Source organism: Micromonospora sp. NPDC007208 (genome assembly GCF_042869175.1).
GTDB lineage: Bacteria > Actinomycetota > Actinomycetes > Mycobacteriales > Micromonosporaceae > Micromonospora > Micromonospora foliorum.
In genome coordinates, this window is the sequence record NZ_JBIAFG010000009.1 from 34,847 (window position 1) to 52,092 (window position 17,246).

At 69.5% G+C, this 17,246-nt stretch carries 15 protein-coding genes and 1 pseudogene; 7 read left to right on the forward strand and 9 right to left on the reverse strand.

Translation table 11 applies throughout. From position 1 onward, the window contains the following. Window positions 1-66: 66 nt before the first annotated feature. Window positions 67-1,065, reverse strand: coding sequence for an SDR family NAD(P)-dependent oxidoreductase (locus tag ACFYL6_RS19140; protein ID WP_387172759.1), 999 nt, complete (start codon window positions 1,063-1,065; stop codon window positions 67-69). Between the two features lie 263 nt (window positions 1,066-1,328). After that, the gene (locus tag ACFYL6_RS19145) at window positions 1,329-1,784 is read right to left on the reverse strand and encodes an SRPBCC family protein (RefSeq protein WP_387172761.1); all 456 of its coding nucleotides are present in this window, start codon (window positions 1,782-1,784) and stop codon (window positions 1,329-1,331) included. Between the two features lie 668 nt (window positions 1,785-2,452). On the opposite strand from ACFYL6_RS19145, the gene ACFYL6_RS19150 reads away from it, so the two are divergent. Next, window positions 2,453-3,349 carry an SDR family oxidoreductase gene (locus ACFYL6_RS19150; RefSeq protein ID WP_387172763.1) on the forward strand — a complete coding sequence of 299 codons (897 nt, stop codon included), beginning with the start codon at window positions 2,453-2,455 and terminating at the stop codon, window positions 3,347-3,349. Between the two features lie 118 nt (window positions 3,350-3,467). Here the strand turns inward: ACFYL6_RS19150 and ACFYL6_RS19155 are convergent, their stop codons facing one another. From ACFYL6_RS19155 to ACFYL6_RS19170, 4 genes are read right to left on the reverse strand one after another with little or no spacing between them, the layout of a single operon-like run. Beyond that, the gene (locus ACFYL6_RS19155; protein WP_387172766.1) at window positions 3,468-4,673 is read right to left on the reverse strand and encodes an ABC transporter permease; all 1,206 of its coding nucleotides are present in this window, start codon (window positions 4,671-4,673) and stop codon (window positions 3,468-3,470) included. Further along, entirely contained in the window at window positions 4,670-5,323 is a 654-nt protein-coding gene (locus ACFYL6_RS19160; RefSeq protein ID WP_387172768.1) for an ABC transporter ATP-binding protein, read from the reverse strand. The genes ACFYL6_RS19155 and ACFYL6_RS19160 overlap by 4 nt, the downstream gene beginning before the upstream one ends. Then, window positions 5,320-6,369: a peptidoglycan-binding protein gene (locus tag ACFYL6_RS19165; protein WP_387172770.1), complete on the reverse strand. Its 1,050-nt coding sequence runs from the start codon at window positions 6,367-6,369 to the stop codon at window positions 5,320-5,322. The genes ACFYL6_RS19160 and ACFYL6_RS19165 overlap by 4 nt, the downstream gene beginning before the upstream one ends. Continuing rightward, window positions 6,369-6,899: a hypothetical protein gene (locus ACFYL6_RS19170; RefSeq protein ID WP_387172772.1), complete on the reverse strand. Its 531-nt coding sequence runs from the start codon at window positions 6,897-6,899 to the stop codon at window positions 6,369-6,371. Before ACFYL6_RS19170 ends, ACFYL6_RS19165 begins: the two co-directional genes overlap by 1 nt. Window positions 6,900-7,145: 246 nt before the next feature. Here ACFYL6_RS19170 and ACFYL6_RS19175 point away from each other — a divergent pair, with 246 nt between their 5' ends. After that, the gene (locus ACFYL6_RS19175; protein WP_387172774.1) at window positions 7,146-7,802 is read left to right on the forward strand and encodes a response regulator transcription factor; all 657 of its coding nucleotides are present in this window, start codon (window positions 7,146-7,148) and stop codon (window positions 7,800-7,802) included. Further along, on the forward strand, window positions 7,802-9,082 hold the full coding sequence (locus tag ACFYL6_RS19180) for a sensor histidine kinase (RefSeq protein WP_387172776.1): 1,281 nt from the start codon (window positions 7,802-7,804) through the stop codon (window positions 9,080-9,082). Before ACFYL6_RS19175 ends, ACFYL6_RS19180 begins: the two co-directional genes overlap by 1 nt. A gap of 274 nt (window positions 9,083-9,356) precedes the next feature. Here the strand turns inward: ACFYL6_RS19180 and ACFYL6_RS19185 are convergent, their stop codons facing one another. Next, window positions 9,357-9,947, reverse strand: a complete 591-nt coding sequence (locus ACFYL6_RS19185; protein ID WP_387172778.1) for a TetR/AcrR family transcriptional regulator — start codon at window positions 9,945-9,947, stop codon at window positions 9,357-9,359. A gap of 76 nt (window positions 9,948-10,023) precedes the next feature. On the opposite strand from ACFYL6_RS19185, the gene ACFYL6_RS19190 reads away from it, so the two are divergent. Beyond that, window positions 10,024-10,440 (forward strand): VOC family protein, encoded by a 417-nt coding sequence (locus ACFYL6_RS19190; RefSeq protein WP_387172780.1) that lies wholly within the window; start codon window positions 10,024-10,026, stop codon window positions 10,438-10,440. A 296-nt stretch (window positions 10,441-10,736) separates the two neighbouring features. Here ACFYL6_RS19190 and ACFYL6_RS19195 read toward each other — a convergent pair. Continuing rightward, window positions 10,737-11,042: pseudogene (locus ACFYL6_RS19195) on the reverse strand (helix-turn-helix transcriptional regulator); the annotation flags it as partial. A 178-nt stretch (window positions 11,043-11,220) separates the two neighbouring features. On the opposite strand from ACFYL6_RS19195, the gene ACFYL6_RS19200 reads away from it, so the two are divergent. Together ACFYL6_RS19200 and ACFYL6_RS19205 are read left to right on the forward strand one after the other, a co-directional pair. Next, complete coding sequence (locus ACFYL6_RS19200; protein ID WP_387172782.1) at window positions 11,221-11,751, forward strand: pyridoxamine 5'-phosphate oxidase family protein; 531 nt, start codon at window positions 11,221-11,223, stop codon at window positions 11,749-11,751. Window positions 11,752-11,949: 198 nt separating this feature from the next. Beyond that, a complete protein-coding gene (locus tag ACFYL6_RS19205) occupies window positions 11,950-14,502 on the forward strand; it encodes an excinuclease ABC subunit UvrA (RefSeq protein WP_387173073.1) in 2,553 nt (850 codons plus the stop codon). A 210-nt stretch (window positions 14,503-14,712) separates the two neighbouring features. Here ACFYL6_RS19205 and ACFYL6_RS19210 read toward each other — a convergent pair whose 3' ends face one another. After that, complete coding sequence (locus ACFYL6_RS19210) at window positions 14,713-15,927, reverse strand: MFS transporter (RefSeq protein ID WP_387172783.1); 1,215 nt, start codon at window positions 15,925-15,927, stop codon at window positions 14,713-14,715. Between the two features lie 215 nt (window positions 15,928-16,142). Between ACFYL6_RS19210 and ACFYL6_RS19215 the strand changes: the two genes are divergently transcribed. Further along, window positions 16,143-17,036 (forward strand): LysR family transcriptional regulator, encoded by an 894-nt coding sequence (locus ACFYL6_RS19215; protein ID WP_387172784.1) that lies wholly within the window; start codon window positions 16,143-16,145, stop codon window positions 17,034-17,036. Window positions 17,037-17,246: the final 210 nt, after the last annotated feature.

Genomic DNA, 17,246 nt, shown 5'->3' on the forward strand with positions numbered 1-17,246 from the left:
TAGCGCAATTCCAGGTCGCCGCGGCCTGAAGACCTAGCGGGCTGGCGGACGCCGATCTTTGTGTGTCTACAGGAGGTGGACGCCGGTCAGTTCTTCGCTGAGCGTCCACAAGTGCTTGGCCTGCGTCGGGTCGATCGCGTGTGGCGCGACCCCCGAGAGGTCGTTGAAGCCACCGAGCTGCGCGGTGTCGGCATCGGTGTCGCGGGCGAGCTCGGCGATGTCGCAGTTCTCGCAGTAGACGCCGCCCATGCCGGCGAGCTGAGGGCTCGTGGCGCACCACACCGGAGTTGCGGCGCCCTGTTCGGGTGTCTTGAGCTGCTTGCTCGGGTCGAGGATCGGGCTGCCGTCGGGGTTGGCCATACCGGCCGCTGTCAGCTGCTCGGTGGTCAGGTACTGCTTCAGTCCGGTGGCGACGATGCTGCCGGGATGGGCGGCGAAGGCGCGTACAGATTCCGCCTGTCCGCGTCGGTCGAGTTCGACCGCGAACAGCGACATAGCCGTCTTGGACTGGCCGTACGCCGCCCAGGAGTCGTACTCGCGGTGCCTGAAGTTCGGGTCGTCGAACACGACGGGCGAGTGACGGTGCCCGAGCGAGGTGAGCGTCACGACGCGAGCACCCGCCGCAGCCCGCAGAGCCGGCCACAACCGGACCGCGAGCTGGAAGTGACCGAGATAGTTGATCGATAGCTGGAGTTCGTTGCCGCGCGAGTCACGCCCGAACGGGGCGGCCATGATCCCCGCCGAGGCGACCAGGATGTGCGCGGGCCGGTCGGAGTCGACGAACTCCTTCGCCACGCTGTCGACCGAGGCCGGGTCGCTGAGGTCCATGACCGCGTATTCCGCGGACGCTGCCGCCAATACGGTCTGGGCGTTGGCGACCTCGCGGTCGAGGACCACGACGTGGGCGCCCGCGGAGCTCAACGCCAGCGCTGTCTGTAGTCCCAGTCCCGAGTTGGCGCCGGTCACGATCGCGGTCTTGCCGGTCAGGTCGACCGAGGCCAGGACGTCCCGGGTTGTGGAGGCAGCGGTGAATCCAGAGCTGATGGGACGCTGTGCCGTCGTCACTGTGTCATTCCTTTCTGCGACCCTGAGGGGCGCAAACCTTGGTGGGCACGCTCAACCTCGCCGTCGTGCCCGGGCAACGCGTCTGGATCCTGAGCACCGTCGTCTCACTGCGGGAGCGCGCCGGCACGCACGTGGTGGGCGGCCGTTCGCGATTGGCAATCGAAATTCACCCTGTCGTGACCATGGGTGCAATCGCCCAGGGGAGACACCCCGCGCGTGCCAGAGGGTGCGGCCGTGCCACGCCCGAACCTCGGAACGCCCGGTCAACCACCGATGGCCATGCTGCGGGCTTCGATGGCTTCGACCGTCTTCTTCAACGCCTTACCCAGCACGCCCTTGCCGACCGAGCCCAGCACAACGCCTGTCAATCGGCCCTTGAAGTTCTTGCCCTCGCGGACCACCACGACGTCCAGGACCGTCGTCCCGTCCCGCTCCGGCCGCAACGTATAGGTGTGACCTGACCTGCCGCCCCAGATGTTGGAATCAGTCGTCGTCATGGTGATACGGCGGGGGTTCGACCAGTCATAGCGCAGACGCTCCCAGATGCCGCCCGAGCCTTCCGTGACGTCAGCCCAGCCAGGGCCCTGGCTGTGCACCGTCAGATACTCGTCGGCGCTGTTGCCAAACACCTCCGAGCGGCCCGGCCCGAAGTCGGTGAGTGCGGCAAGAACCTGCTCCGGCGTCGCGGTGGTTCTCTGAACGAAGTGAATCACGGACATCGCGTTCTCCTGGATCTCCCGCGGACTGACGTCCTCTCAGAGTTCCCGACCACGGAGCCTGGCGAGCCCGTGTCATACCCTGGTTCTCCGTTCCAACTCACTGGTCGACGCCAGTGGATCGGCCACGAGTGGCCGGTCGCTTGCTCGCCCCGTGATGGCCTCCTGCGCACCGACTGTCGCCTGGCGCCGCCAAGGTGGCCGGGGTTGAGCCCAGTGAGGCGGCGGGGATCAGAGGCGGATGTAATCCTTCGTCCCTGGCCGTCCGGTTTCAAACAGGAAGTTGTCGACCACGTCGACGGCCTACGCGGGGCGGACCCGAGCGGAGACCGGCATCGCCCTGGCCACCGAGCACCAATCGGATCCCGCCGCCGCTGCGAGCCGACTACTCAACGTGGCGGTGGCGGGAATCAGCCCCCGAGATAGCCTCCCGGACATCTGAGCTTGGGGGTGCGCAGGTAACCGAAGTCCAGGTATTTGCTCGACGGGCAGCTCCGGGTGTGACGGTCGGGCCGGCGGGTAATCCCGCTGCGCCGACCCAGGCACCACATGTGCCAGGTCGAGCACCATATGCGGTGACGCCTGCCAGGTGTCAGACCGACGCGCCGAAGCGGACCATCTGCCGAACCGCCCTGGTGGAACCGGAGCGTCGGCTAATCCGGGAGGCAAACATGGCCGACCAGTACACGCTGCGCGACCCGCGATCGCAGTACCCGACGGCGGACCCGAGCTTCCGCCAGTCACAGCAACCGCCCGGACTGGACCAGAAGATGGAACCCAAGCCGGACGGCGGCGAATCGACCTACCGTGGCACCGGCCGCCTCGCCGGGCGCAAGGCGGTCGTCACCGGTGCCGACAGCGGCATCGGTCGCGCCGTCGCCATCGCCTTCGGGCGGGAGGGTGCCGACGTGGTCCTTTCCTACCTGCCGCAGGAGGAGCCCGACGCCCGCGAGGTCGTCGAGCTGGTGAGACAGGCCGGCCGCCGAGCCGTTGCCGTGCCCGGTGACATTCGCGACGAGGCATACTGCGACCGACTCGTCAACACCGCTGTGAACGAGTTCGGTGGCATTGACATCCTGGCGAACGTCGCGGGGTCGCAGCATGCAGTTCCCGACATCACCGACCTCACGACCGCGCAGTTCGACGACACGTTCAAGACTGACGTCTACGGCATGTTCTGGCTGTGCCGTGCAGCGGTCGGGCAGATGCGACCGGGTAGCGCCATCATCAACACCACCTCGGTCAACGCCTACCAGCCGTCGCCGATCCTGCTGGATTACGCGAGCACCAAGGCGGCGATCAACAACTTCACCAAGGCGTTGGCCCAACAGGTGACACCCAAGGGGATCCGGGTTAACGCCGTGGCTCCCGGCCCGGTCTGGTCGCCCCTGCAGGTAGCTGGCGGCCAGCCCACCGAAGCCCTGGCGAACTTTGGCGCACGTACCCCACTGGGACGGCCGGGGCAACCCGCCGAGATGGCTCCTGTCTACGTCTTCCTGGCCAGCCAGGAGGCCAGTTTCGTCAGCGGAGAAACGCTCTGTGCCACGGGCGGCCTGCCAACTCCCTGAGCCCAGCGTGCCCGTATGTACCGTCGTTCCGGTGGGAGCCGGTTTCCGATCGGTAGGGCTTGGCCGTTGACCATGAGCCGGCCGGTCTCCCCGTCGGCCGACTCATGGTCAACAGTCGTCAGGGAGCGGCCAGCGCCTCCGTCGGTGGCATCCGCGAGGCCCTGATTGCTGGGTAGAGGCCGGCCAGACCGCCGATCGCCAGCGTGGCGCCGACTCCGCCGACCAGGACCCAGGGCGGCACGACCGTCGACCAGTCCTGGGCGAACGCGTACCCGGCCGTCGCCGCGCCGCCGAGCGCGACCCCGCCGAGCCCGCCGAGCGCGGAAAGGAGCAACGACTCGGCGAGGAACTGCTGTCGGATCTGGCCCCGGGTCGCGCCGAGCGAGCGCCGCAGGCCGATCTCGGCCCTCCGTTCGAGCACCGAGATCACCATCGTGTTGGCGACCCCGACCCCGCCGACGAGCAGCGCGACCGCGCCGAGACCGAGCAGCAGGCGGGTGAACGCCTCGCCGGCGGCCTGCTTCGCGGCCAGCGCGTCGGACGGGCGGGACACCTCGACCTCGCTGGGCGCCTCGGGGTTTGCGGTCGCACCGAGCACCGCCCGCACGTCCTCGACCGACGACTCCGCGGACCGCGTGTAGACCGTGGTCGCGTGGCCGTCGAAGCCGAGCTCGGAGCCGGCCGCCGACCATCCGACGAGGACGGCCGTGTCGAGTTCCGGGGCCAGCGGGGCCGGGTCGAGGATCCCGACGACCGTGAACGGCACACGGTCGACGAGCACCTGGACCTCCGGACCGGCCCGACCGAACCCGAGCCGTTCGGCGGTGGCCGACCCGAGCACGGCGGCCGGATACTCCGCGCTGGCCGCGTTGAGCCAGGTGCCGCTGCGGATCGTCGCGCCCACCGTCGCCGGCAGGTCGAGCCGGGTCGCGTACACGCCGATGCCGTTGGTCTGGGCCTCCGGGATCCGCGCGTGGCGATAGACCTTCGCGTCCGGCACCCGGCCGATCGCCGAGTGGTCGAGCACCGGCCCGATCCTGCCCACCATGCTCTCCGCGGCCAACGGCAGTTGCGCGGCCCCACCGGCGAAGGTGGTCCCCGGCGACACGGTCAGGAGGTTGGTGCCGAGCGCCGCGATCGTGCGGTCGAGGTCGGCCCGGGACGACGACGAGATGCCGACCACGGCGACCATCGCCGCGATCCCGATCGCGATGCCGAGCGCGGACAGGAACGCCCGGGTGGGCCGGGTCCGCAACCCAACCAGGCCGACCCGGAGCACATCCCGCGCCCGTAACCGGGCCGGCCGCAACTGCGTGGAGGTCATGACTCCACCAATCCGTCGCGCATCCGCACCTCGCGAGGGAGGGTCGCGGCGATCTCGCGGTCGTGGGTGATGATCACCACGGTCGTGTCGGCCTCGTGCAGACACCGCAGCAGGTCCATCACTCCCTTGCCGGACGCGGTGTCCAGCGCACCGGTCGGCTCGTCGGCGAGCAACAGCGGTGGTTCGCCCACGACCGCGCGGGCGATCGCGACCCGCTGCCGCTCGCCGCCCGAGAGCTCGTGCGGCCGATGGCTGCCCCGATGCCCGAGCCCGACGCGCTCCAGGGCGGCCCGAGCCCGGCGCCGTCGCTCAGCGAGCGGCAGGCCGGAGTAGAGCAGCCCGTCAGCGACGTTGTCCACCGCGGACGTTCCGGACGCGAGGTGGAACTGCTGGAAAACGAAGCCGATCCGGGTCGCTCGCAACGCGGAGAGCTGACGGTCGTCGAGGGCCGCGACGTCGTACCCCGCGATGTGGACAGTGCCCGACGTCGGACGGTCGAGCGTCCCGATCAGGTTGAGCATGGTGGATTTCCCGGACCCGGAGGGTCCGACGATCGCCACCAGTTCACCCGCCTCGACGCGCAGCGAGACCCCGCCGAGCGCGGCGACGCCGCCCGCGTAGCGCTTGGTCACGTCGGTCAGGGCGATCACTTCGGCATCCCCACGGTCGTCCCCTCGGCGATGCCGTCGCCGGTGACCTCGACCCGCCCGCCGGAGAAGAGCCCGGTGCGCACGCCAACGAACCGGCTCTCGCCGCCGTCGACCACCTCCAGGCCGAAGCCGCCCTCTCGGAGGGCCATCAGCGCAGCGACCGGCACGGTGAGCACGTCCGCGCGCTGGTCGGCGGTGAACGTGACGTCGACCGACGCGAACCCGAACGCGCCGGCCGCCGACGGGTCCTTCAGCGTGACGACGACCTGGACGGTGGTGGTCGGGTCCTCGCCCTGGGCGCCGGGGGTGATGACCGTGCTGACATCGGTCACCGTGCCGTCGACCCGCGCGCCGTCGGGGAGCGTGACGTTGACCTTGGCGTCTTTGACGGCGAGGCGCTGGTCGGCCGGCTCCAGGTCGACGGAGACGGCCCGACCGGTGCCGGTGTGGGAGAGCACGGCCGTGCCCGGCCCGACGACGTCGCCGAGCGAGGCCCGCACGCTGTCGATCCGCACGGTGCCCGGCGCGAAGACCACCGAGCCGAGCGTCACCACGCCGGTCTCCTCGAGCCCGACGTCCACCTGCCACTCGCGCACCGCGTCGGCGGTCGCGCCTGTGTAGTCGTCGTCGACGGTGAACCCCTGGTAGCCCAACGCTGCGAGACTCCGCTCCATTTGGGACACGTCGGTCCCCTCGTCGCCGGAACGTAGGTCCCGATAGGCGGGCATCGACCCGTACATGAGCACGACCGGCAGGTTGTCAATCTTCAGCATCGCCTTTCCGCGGGTGACCTTCGCGCCGTCGTCCGGCAGGTAGGTCACGGTGCCCCGGGTCCGGGCCGTCACGGTCGTCGACGGGCCAAAGCCGAGTTCGCCGTCGAAGGTCTCGGTGTCGGTGAGCGTCTCGCGGGTCACCTCGGCGGTCCCCGGAGGCAGCATTGGCCCACCCGCGTCGGTGGCCGCGCCGCGGTCGCCCATCGCGAGGACGACCGCGACCCCGGCGCCGGCCGCGACGAGCACCGCGACGCCGATGACCGTGCGACGCATCACCGTTGCCCCGGAGTGCCGCCCGACAGCACGCCCTCACACGCCTTCTGCGCGGCTGGGAAGTCGGGGTCCTCGCCGATCTCCGGGGTGATGCGGATGCCCGGCTGCGCGGGATCCGGGTCCGGGAACGCCTCGACCCCGTTCTCCCGCATGCACCCCGCGAACTGCCGTCCCCGCTCGGCCTGCTGCGCGTCCTGCTCGGGCGATCCGTTGGCCTGCGGGTTGAACTCCCGGCACGTCTCCATCGCCGCCTCGACCTTCTCCCGGCCGACACTCTTGTCGAACCGGAACCGCACCGGCTGGCCGGGCTCCGGATCCGGGATGTCGAGGCCCTGCTCGCGCAGGCACTGCGCGAACTTCACACCCATCTCGTTCGGGTCGACCGCGGCGGCGCTCGCGGAAGGGCTGGCGTCCGCGGGCTTGTCGACCGAGGCCACCTTCGGTCCGTCCTGATCCGCGCCGCACGCGGAAAGTGCCAGGACCAGCGCCGGGAGTACGGCGATCGCGGCGCGTCTGAACCCTCGTGTCATCGGTTTCTCTTCCTGTCGCGGCCGAACGCTTCGACCGGTTCAGGTCCGACCCAACCGGGGAGCCTGTTTCCCCAGCGTTTACGGCTCCCCGACATTTCCCGCGTTCCCCGGCGGCGGCCCAGGCTTCGCCCGCATGATCAGGGCCTCCCCGATGTCGTCATGGCAACGCGAACGGCCCCTGATCATGGGGCTGACAGTCATGGGGCTAACAGGAAAGAAACAGCTTCCCTGGTCATGATGTCGGCCATGCGGGTGCTGGTGGTGGAGGACGAGCCGATCCTGGCGGACGCGATCGCCGAGTGGCTGCGCGAGGAGACCCACGCGGTCGACGTCGCGCACGACGGTGAGGCGGCGTGGGAGCGGCTGTCGATCAACGACTACGACGTGGTGGTGCTCGACCGCAACCTGCCCGGGATCGCAGGCGACGAGGTCTGTGGCCGGATGGTCGAGGCCGGCACGCTCGCCCGGGTGCTGATGCTCACCGCGGCGGCCGAGGTGACCGACCGCGTCGAAGGGCTCTCCATCGGCGCCGACGACTATCTTACCAAGCCGTTCGCGTTCGCCGAGCTCGCCGCGCGGGTCCGGTCGCTGGGACGCCGCTCCCGGCCGCCGACACCGCCAGTGCTGCACCGCGCCGGCATCACCTTGGACACCAACAGGCACGAGGTGTTCCGGGACGGTGTCTACGTGCCGCTGTCCAAGAAGGAGTTCGCGATCCTCGCCGAGTTGCTGCGCGCCGACGGCGCCCCGGTGTCGGCCGAGTTCCTCCTGGAGAAGGTCTGGGACGAGCACGCCGACCCGTTCACGCCCGCGGTGCGGCTGGCGATCCTCAAGCTGCGGCGCAAGCTCGGCGACCCGCCGTTGATCGAGACGGTGACCGCCGTCGGTTACCGGATCGCGTGATGCGCCGCCGAGTCGCCGAGCCGCGCGGCATCGTCCCGCCGCGCCGGGTCGCGCTGCGCAGCCTGGTCGCCCTGCCGCGCCGGATCACGTTGCGCGCGCGGCTGACGCTTGTCTACAGCGCGCTGTTCCTGGCCGCCGGCATCGTGCTGCTCGGCGCCACCTACGTGCTGTTCAGCCAACAGATCAGCCGGTCGAATATCAAGGTCGTCGCCCAGTTGCCGCCGCAGGAGCGTGGCACGGCGGAGCAGGACACCGTGGCCTACCGCGACGGCCAGCCGCTCGCCATTCCCGACGTCGAGAAGTGGATGCGTGAGCAGGAGCGACAACTCCACGACGCGGCCACGACCTCGATGCTCACCCAGGGCGGAGTCGCGCTCGGCGTCGTCGGCCTCGCCGCCTCGGGCTTCGGCTGGCTGATCGCCGGGCGGGTGCTGAGCCCGCTGCACCGGGTCACCGACACCGCGCGGCGCATCGCGCAGGCACCGGCCGCCGACCGGGTGCTGCACGAGCGGATCGCGCTGCGCGGGCGGCACGACGAGGTCAAGGATCTGGCCGACACGTTCGACGCGATGATCGGCCGGCTGGACCGTTCGTTCGAGGGGCAGCGACGGTTCATCGCCAACGCCTCCCACGAACTGCGGACCCCGTTGACGCTGAGCCGGGCGCTGGTCGAGATCGCGATGAACCGCAAGGCCGCCTCTCCCGACGTCCGGCAACTCGGCGACAGCCTGCTCGACATCCAGGCCCGGCACGAGAACCTGATCGAGGGCCTGCTGGTGCTCGCGACATCGGAGAACGAGGTCGTCGACCCGCGCCCGGTCGATCTGGCCGACGTGGTGACGCACGTGGCAGCGATGAACCGCGCCGAGGCGGAAGCCGCCGGTGTGACGGTCCACGAAACCGCTGCCGAGGCGCTCACGAGCGGGAACGCGCTGCTCATCGAGCGCGTCGTGCACAACCTCGTCGAGAACGGCATCCGGCACAACCAGGGCCCGGCGGGGTGGGTGCGGGTCGCGAGCCGGACGGTCGCCGGCGGGCGGGCGGAGGTCGAGGTGTCCAACACCGGTCAGGCGATCGCGCCGCACGAGGTGCCGGGGCTCTTCGAACCGTTCCACCGCCGGGCCGGCAGCCGTCAGGTCACCGGCAGGGGCGCCGGCCTCGGCCTGTCGATCGTGCGCTCGGTGGTGCGCAACCACGCCGGCGAGGTGGTCGCCCGCCCGCGCGACGGCGGCGGGCTGGTCGTGGTGGTCACCCTCCCCGCCACCACACCTGGATCGTGAGCGGGCCGGTCCGGCCGACCGTTTCCTCCCGGCGCTCACGGTGACGCCGACGGTCGCCGACAGCGGGTTCCACGCGGCCACCGCGCCGAGCCAGGCGGGCATGGTCTGCCCGGCGTCGATCGCCGCCTGCTGCCCTGCGGTGGGCATCACCATCAGCATGCCGAGAGCGAGACCGACCAGCGTGATGACCAGGCCGAGTCCGATGGCGAGGGCGGTGCTGCGGTCGCCGAGCCACGCCCCGGCGCATGGTGGCGGTGAGGGGGCCCGTCGCGGCTCAGCTGACCCGCAGCGCGTCGATCAACCGGGACAGCGCCGCCTGGGTGGCGGCCAGGTCGGCCGGGTCTGTCGATCCGGCCAGCCAGAGCGCTGCCTCGTTCATCGCGCCGGAGAGCAGGTGGGACAGTGGCGCCACCGGCTGGGGGGTGATCATGCCCGCCGCGATGAGGTCGGCGAGCGCGTCGGCCAGATGGCGACCCGAGGCGGCCTCGTCCAGGGCCCGCCACTCGTGCCAGCCGAGCACAGCGGGGCCGTCGATCAGCATGATCCGCTGGTATTCGGGATCGGCGCTGGCCGTGAGGAACGCCTGGCAGCCGGCGGTGAGGCGGGACCATGGGTCCGGTTGCGCATCGGCGATGGCGGCGACCCGGTCCCCCACCTCCTGTTGCACCTGGGTCAGCACCGCCTGGAACAGCTCGACCTTGCTGGCGAAGTGGTGGTAGAGCGCCCCCTTGGTCACCCCGGCCGCGCTCACGATCTCGGCCAGGCCGACCGATTGATAGCCGCGGGTGGCGAAGAGATGGCGGCTCTGCAGCAACAGGGATCGCCGGGTCTGCTCGCGCCGTTCCTCGCGCACTCCCTGGCCCATCACGCCTCCCAATTGACATACCAACGGTATGCGAAATACGGTCCTTGGCATACCGACGGTACGCGAAGGAGCCCCAATGAATCTCACCAGCTTCTACCCGGTCATCTGCACGACCCGGCTGGCCGAGTGCCACGACTTCTACCGGCACTCACTGGGATTCGAGACGACCTTCGAGGCCGACTGGTACGTGAGCCTGCGCCGCCCCGGCCCTCCGGTGTACGAACTGGCACTGCTCGACCACCGGCATCCGACAGTCCCGGCGGCCCACCGGAAGCCGGTGCGGGGGCTGCTGCTGAACCTCGAGGTCACCGACATCGACGCGGAGTGGGAAAGGCTGGTCGTCCACGGAGGGCTCCACCCGGAACTGACGCTGCGCGACGAGGACTTCGGGCAACGGCACTTCATCCTCGCCGACCCCGCGGGCGTGCTGATCGACGTCATCACACCCATCCCGCCGGCACCGGACTGGGCCGAGCGGTACACCGACCAGTGAGTCACCAGCGAGCGGTTCCGATCGCGCATGTCGGCGAGATGGATCCCAGCCTGGGGCCTTGTCCTGACACGCTCACTTCTCAGTGGAATGGCGCGTGCGCCTGACGCCTGCGTGACCTTTGCCGGTGCACCGGGCGAACAGTGCGTCGGCGACGAACGCCCACTGACGGCGGAGGTCGAGTTCTGCGGGTCCATGAGCCAGTGCATCTGCAGGCCGTCCAGCACGGCCGGGATGACGGCGACGAGCTCGGCTGGCGTGTCCGGATCGACACGCCGGAGGATCCCCTCGGTGTAGCGCGCGGCGCCGCGATGCTCCTGCGGGCTGATGCCGTACACGCGCTTGAAAGCCGAGCTGAACGCGAACCCCTGCCGTAGCCCACCTGCCGAGCCACGGCGTTCAGCGTGGCGTCGGAGTGGCGCAGCAGGTCGGCAGCCAGGGCCAGACGCCACTCGGTCAGGTAGGTCATCGGCGGCGTGCCGACACTGTTGCGGAAGCACTAGGCCAATCTCGCCCGTGATGCCGACCCTGGCAGCGACGCGCGCAAGCGTCCAGTCGTTCGCCGGGTCCTCGTGAAACAGGCGCAGCGCCTCGCTGGCAACCGGGGTGGGTGTGGGCCAGCGTCCTCAGTACGGGCGTGCCGTCCAAATGGTGTCCGCGAAACCGATGAAGAAATCAAGACACAAGGTGTCAGGTTTTGGGTCGAGCATGGGTTTGCTGGCGGACGTCGATGGTCGGGCGTAAGCCGGGAACTCGGATAGATACGAACAGATAAGGACCTTCGTGCGCGAAACTTCGGAAGAGCTCACAGAGCTTCAGGCTCTCCTTGATGCCTCCCTGTCCCGTTCCACCTCGCACCTCCGCTCGATCATCAGCACCGAGCGCACCCTGACCGCGCAGCAGCTCACCCATGTTCTCAGTGGCATGTGCACCCTCGCCCTGTCCACCGTGACGGCGAAGGGCGAGCCGCGCATCAGCGGTGTGGACGGGCATTTCCTGCACGGCAAGTGGCTCTTCGGCACGGCGCGCGGCTCGGCCAAGGCGCGTCATCTCTCGGCGCGGCCGGCCGTGAGCGCGGCCCACATGCGCGGTGAGGATCTGGGCGTGTTCACGCACGGCAGGGTCGAGATCCTCAACCCACAGGACGGCGAGCCGGCCGACGACTGGCCGGACCTGCTGGCGTACCTCAAGGACTTCTACGGCGAGGGCCTCTTCGACTGGGACAACGACGTTGTCTACTACCGGCTGCAACCGCACTGGATGGCCGCCTACGCGCCGGACATCGCGAAGCTCCCTGGGCTGTCCCAGTCCTGATCCCGCGGCAGTGGCCGGATCAGGACCAGCCACGTCGTGAGAGATCGGTGAGGCATCCGCGCAGGTCCCCTGGACGGTGACCTGCGGTGAAGCGCGTGTTCGGTTTGTTCGGCAGGGCAGGGCTGCACGCCCGCGCCCTGCCTCGTGTTGCGAGAGGGGGGACGAAGGTTGACTGAAATCGGATCGGGCGTCGCGAGGATGGGACGCGACACCATCGACGTGGTGGGGGCTCGTACCAACAATCTGCGGGACGTGTCCGTGAGCATTCCCAAAGGACAGCTCGTCGCCTTCACCGGAGTGAGCGGCAGCGGCAAGACCTCACTGGCCATCGACACCCTGCACAACGAAGCCCAGCTACGGTATCTGGAGGGACTCTCGCCGTTCGTACGGCAGTACATAACGCAGCGCAATCGGCCGAAGGTCGACCGTATCCTGGGCCTAAGCGCGACGCTCGCCGTCGACCAGCGCCGCCTGAACCGTAACCCCCGTTCCACCGTCGCGACGATCACCGGCATTGACGGGCACCTGGGGCTGCTGTACTCGCGCCTTCCAGGGATCGGCGCAGACCCGGCGGGGGAGAGTGGGAACGAGTATCTGACGACCGCTCACTTCGACCGCAATACGCCCGAGGGGAGCTGTGCGGACTGCCACGGGGTGGGCGGGCGCTGGCAGGCGCAGGAGGACTTGGTCATCACCCATCCGGAGCTTCCGCTCTTCGAGGGGGCCTCGCCCTGGTACGCCAAGTGGCGCTCGGGAGAACACGCGTTCGTGCCGGCGCTTGCCGAGAAGCGGGGCGTGGACCTCAGCCGATCGTGGCAGTCGCTGCCCGAGGAGTTTCGTCACTGCGTGCTCCACGGCACGGGTGACGAGAAGATCGAGGCGACCGTCGACATGTCGAACAGGAATGAGACGGCCCTGGTGACCTACACCTCGAGCCAGCCGCTGCGGGGCGCGCTCGCCGAGGTCGAGCGGGTGTTCGTGAACGCCCAGACGTCCAGCGCCAAGCAGCGCTACCTGCCGTACATGCGCAAGCAGCCCTGCGGCACCTGCGGCGGCAGCGGATACGACAAGGTGGCCCGGTCCGTGCAGCTCGGCGGGCTGACCTACCCCGACCTGCTCGAGGTGGAGGTGCGGGAGGTGCGCGACTGGGCGAAACGCGTGGCGAAAGAGCTGGACGCCCGGCAGCGTGAGGTGGGCGACCCGCTGCTGCAGGACCTCGGCCGGAGGCTCGGAATCCTTGACCGGCTCGGCCTGGCCCATCTCCAACTGTCCCGGAGCGCAGCGACCCTGTCCGGGGGTGAGTTGCAGCGCACCCGACTCGCCGCGCAGCTCAGCACCGAACTGAGCGGCATCATCTTCGTCCTGGACGAGCCCGGCACCGGGCTGCATCCGGCGGACAAGGCACACCTGCTCGACATCGCCCTGGAGCTGCGCGAGGCCGGCAACACCGTGCTCCTCGTCGAGCACGACCCTGAGCTGATCGCCCGCGCCGATTGGGTGATCGACATGGGGCCCGGCGCGGGCCGATTCGGCGGTGAGATCCTCGTGTCCGGGCCTCCCGCCGACGTGGCCGCTCATCCCACGTCGCTGACCGGGCGCTATCTGGCCGGCGAGGGGCCGCGGCTGCACCGGACCCGCCGCCCGGTAGGGGATGACACCGACTGGGTGGAGCTGCACGGCCTGCGTGCGCACAACGTCACCGCGAGCCTGGTGCGGTTCCCCGCCGGTCGGCTCACCTGCCTGACTGGCGTGAGCGGCAGCGGCAAGAGCAGCCTCCTCGCCGCGCTCGGGGCGAGCGTGGGGGCCGCCCTGGACGGAACGGCGACCGACGCGGTGCGGGAGGTGACCGGCATCGAGGGGTTCAGCTGGGTCGCCGTCGTCGATCAAGAACCGCTCGGACGGACGCCGCGATCCAACCCGGCTACGTACAGCAAGGCGTTCGACATCGTCCGCAAGCTGTTCGCCGAGACCGACGTGGCGCGCGGGCGGGGGGTCGACGCCTCCTGGTTCAGCTTCAACACCGCAGGCGGTGGCCGCTGCGAGACCTGCACCGGTTATGGCCGCAAACTGGTCGACATGCACTTCCTGCCGGACGTGTGGGTGGTGTGCGACGGGTGCGAGGGCCGGCGCTACAAGCCGGATGCGTTGGAGGTTACGTACCGGGGATTGGCCATCGATCAGGTGCTGGAGCTCACCATCGCCGAGGCCGTGGAGCAGTTCTCCGAGCCTCGGCAGCTCGCAGAGACGCTGGGTGCCCTGAACCAGGTCGGGCTCGGCTATCTCCAACTCGGGCAGAGCGCCACAGAGTTGTCCGGCGGCGAGGCGCAGCGGCTGAAGTTGGCGTCCGCGATCCAGCGAGGTGCGGCGAGCCGCAAGGCTGGTCTCGTCGTTCTCGACGAGCCCGTCTCGGGCCTGCACCCGTCTGACATCCAGCGTGTGGTGGACGCGCTCGACGTGTTACTGGACTCGGGAAACACAGTCGTCGTGGCCGAACATGACATCCCCGTCGCCGCGTCCGCGGACTGGGTGATCGACCTGGGGCCGGGAGCCGGGCCGGATGGGGGAGCGGTCGTCGCGGCGGGCGCCCCGGAGGCCGTCGCGACAGCCGACACCCCGACCGCCAACTTTTTCCGGCGGTACGCGGCGGGCCTACCGCTCCTGGAGATACGAGAGGACCTGCGCCCAGAGGCCGGGTCGGCTCCTGCCCCCACGTCCAGGCACCAGTCGAGGAGGAGCGTCCACCACGCCTGAGGTCGGTGCGGAAGCGTGCGCCCTTCTGCCGCCGCCGCACAGCAGGGCCAAGGGTCGGCCTTTGTGCGCCAACGGCTGGCCGGGCGGCGTACGGTTTCGCGTACCCCGGTGGGAAGCGGTTGTCCGCTTCCACCGGGGTCCGCATGGGCCGACAGCCCGCATGGCCGCTGGGCGGGTCCCGCACGGTGTGCGTCCGGCCCGGTCAACGTGTCACCCGGTGGTGGCCAACTCGTCCTCGGAGACATCCGCAGTGGTCGTCCGGCGTATGGCGACGGTGACGAGCAACGCGGCGGCCGTCAGCGCCACACCGAACCAGAGGGCGCTGTCGACGCCAAGACTGTCGGCGAACCACCCACCGAACAGCGCGCCCAGCGCGATGGACGTGTTGTAGCCCATGGTGTTGATGGACATGGCTGCCTCGAACTTTCCGGGTGCGGCGCCGAGCATCAGGTTGATCTGGCACAGGTTCGCGGCGCCGAAAGACGCTCCCCAGAGGGCAACGGCGAGGATCAGTCCGGGCCGTGTGTGCCCGATGGTGAGCAGCAGCAGCATCGCCGTCACGAGCCCTGCGCAGGCGAGGACGAAGCTGACCCAGAGGTTCTTCGTCACCGTGTGTCCGGCGATGAAGTTGCCGGCCGTGCCGCCGACGCCGTAGATCACCAGCAACACGGTGATGAACGCGGCCGAGGCGGACGAGTGCTCCTCCGCGAAGGGCCGGATGTAGGTGTACGCACCGAAGTGGCCGAGCACGTACAGCGTCACGGCGACCATCACCAGGCGCAGTTGCGGGTACTGGATCGGGAGTCGGAAGACATCCCGGACGGGGACGGCATTCTCCGAGGGCAGCGAGGGAACGATCACGGTGACCGCGAGGAACATCAGGCTGCTCAGGCCGGCCCAGATGAGGAATGTGGCGCGCCAGTCGGTGAGGCTTTCCAAGAACGTGCCGAGTGGAATGCCGACCACCGCGGCGATCGAGATGCCGGACAGCGCGACCGCCGAGGCTCGGGGGGCGAGACGTGCGGGTACGAGGCGCATCGCCATGCTCACGCCGATGGCCCAGAAGACGCCGTTGGCGAATCCCATGACGAGCCGGGTTGTGAGGACCAGTGCGAAGGTCGGTGCGACGGCGGTGAGCAGGTTACCCAGGGCCAGGATCGCCAGGAGTGCGGACAGCAGGACGCGCCGGTTGATGCGCCTGGTCCACGCGACGATGAATGGCACGCCGAGGCCGGCGGAAATGCCGTACAGCGTGACCATCAATCCGGCGATGCCCGCGGACACGTTCAGGTTCGCGCTCACCGGGGTGAGCAGGCCGACGGGCATCAGCTCGGTGGTGACGAAGGTGAACAGGCTGGCGGTGATGACGGCGACACCCAGCCACGACCGCAGGGTCGAGTAGGGGTGCTCATCTGTTGTGACCATGTCTTCTTTCTTGTCGTGAGGCCTGGGGTCGGCGATGGCGCGTGTGTCACTGGACGGCTTTCGCTGATCGCTGGTGCCGCGCAGTCGGTCCGGGCACTGAGACCCCGGCGGGACAACGGCCGTGCGGTGCCGGTCTTGCTCGAAGCCTCACCTGAATGAATCAATGAGTCCAACACATGCTTGTCACCTCATCGATCGCGAACAAAGATGAATCGATGGAGCTGCAGCAGATGCGCTATGTCATCGCGGTCGCCGAGACGAACAGCTTCACCCGGGCTGCCCAGCGCTGCCTCGTGGTGCAGTCCGCGCTCAGTCACCAGATCGCGCGCCTGGAACGGGAACTGGGCGCGAAGCTCTTCGAGCGCACCAGCCGGCGCGTCCGATTGACCCCGGCCGGCGCCGCGTTCCTGCCCGCCGCCCGTCAGTGCCTGGACGCCGCGGAGCGCGCGTCCGCCGAGGTCGCGGCGGCCGTCGGTGAGATACGCGGACGGCTCGTGGTAGGCCTGATCCCTACCGTCGCCGCGGTCGACCTTCCCGGCGTCCTACGGGAGTTCCGTCAGCGGTACCCGGCCGTCCGCATCAACCTCCGCGCGGGTGCGAGCGAAGAGCTCATCGAGCAGGTCAAGCAGGGCACCATCGAGGCGGCCTTCCTCGGACTGCCGACCACCGCGCGCCCCGAAGGCGTCAACGCCCGAGAACTCGCCCGCGACCGGCTTGTTGCCGTCGTCGCCCCGGATCATCCCCTCGCCGCAGAGTCAACGGTCAGCCTGCGTCGGCTCTCCTCCGAGGTGTTCGTCGACCTGCCGGCCAAGACCGCCGGGAGAACCCAGTCAGATCAGGCATTCGCGGCCGCCGGTCTCAGCCGCGACGTTGCCTTCGAGGTGACCACCGCCTACCTCACCTCCCGGCTGGTCGAGCAGGGGCTTGCCGTGGCCATGCTCCCGTCCGCCTACGTGCCGCAGCTCACTGGCGTGACCACCATCCAGGTCACGGACGCGCCAGCCCGCGTCGAATACGTCATCTGGAGCCGGGGCGAGCGCACCCCCGCGGCGAAGGCGTTCCTTGCCCTCCTCGACATCCACGCCGATGACGCCGGAAGCCGTGAGTGACGCTTGCTGGTCACGCTGTAGGCGCCTCGGTCACGCAGGCAACGGCCGCGGCGGAAAACATGTGCCGCCAGGATGGAACGTCTCGGCGACATCGCCAGCAGACTGAACCCCCGGTCGGGTTCCGGCCCTGCGAAGGCGCGCGGAAGGTGTCGGCAGGCACGAGGAACTCATACATCACGTCGATGCCCGAAACCTCGTGTTTGAGCACCA

Bases quoted from the DNA above. Each gene is read 5' to 3' on its own strand.
- ACFYL6_RS19145 (WP_387172761.1), bottom strand. From the start codon at position 1,784: ATGTCCGTGATTCACTTCGTTCAGAGAACCACCGCGACGCCGGAGCAG.
- ACFYL6_RS19150 (WP_387172763.1), top strand. From the start codon at position 2,453: ATGGCCGACCAGTACACGCTGCGCGACCCGCGATCGCAGTACCCGACG.
- ACFYL6_RS19155 (WP_387172766.1), bottom strand. From the start codon at position 4,673: ATGACCTCCACGCAGTTGCGGCCGGCCCGGTTACGGGCGCGGGATGTG.
- ACFYL6_RS19165 (WP_387172770.1), bottom strand. From the start codon at position 6,369: ATGCGTCGCACGGTCATCGGCGTCGCGGTGCTCGTCGCGGCCGGCGCC.
- ACFYL6_RS19170 (WP_387172772.1), bottom strand. From the start codon at position 6,899: ATGACACGAGGGTTCAGACGCGCCGCGATCGCCGTACTCCCGGCGCTG.
- ACFYL6_RS19175 (WP_387172774.1), top strand. From the start codon at position 7,146: ATGCGGGTGCTGGTGGTGGAGGACGAGCCGATCCTGGCGGACGCGATC.
- ACFYL6_RS19180 (WP_387172776.1), top strand. From the start codon at position 7,802: ATGCGCCGCCGAGTCGCCGAGCCGCGCGGCATCGTCCCGCCGCGCCGG.
- ACFYL6_RS19185 (WP_387172778.1), bottom strand. From the start codon at position 9,947: ATGGGCCAGGGAGTGCGCGAGGAACGGCGCGAGCAGACCCGGCGATCC.
- ACFYL6_RS19190 (WP_387172780.1), top strand. From the start codon at position 10,024: ATGAATCTCACCAGCTTCTACCCGGTCATCTGCACGACCCGGCTGGCC.
- ACFYL6_RS19205 (WP_387173073.1), top strand. From the start codon at position 11,950: ATGGGACGCGACACCATCGACGTGGTGGGGGCTCGTACCAACAATCTG.
- ACFYL6_RS19210 (WP_387172783.1), bottom strand. From the start codon at position 15,927: ATGGTCACAACAGATGAGCACCCCTACTCGACCCTGCGGTCGTGGCTG.
- ACFYL6_RS19215 (WP_387172784.1), top strand. From the start codon at position 16,143: ATGGAGCTGCAGCAGATGCGCTATGTCATCGCGGTCGCCGAGACGAAC.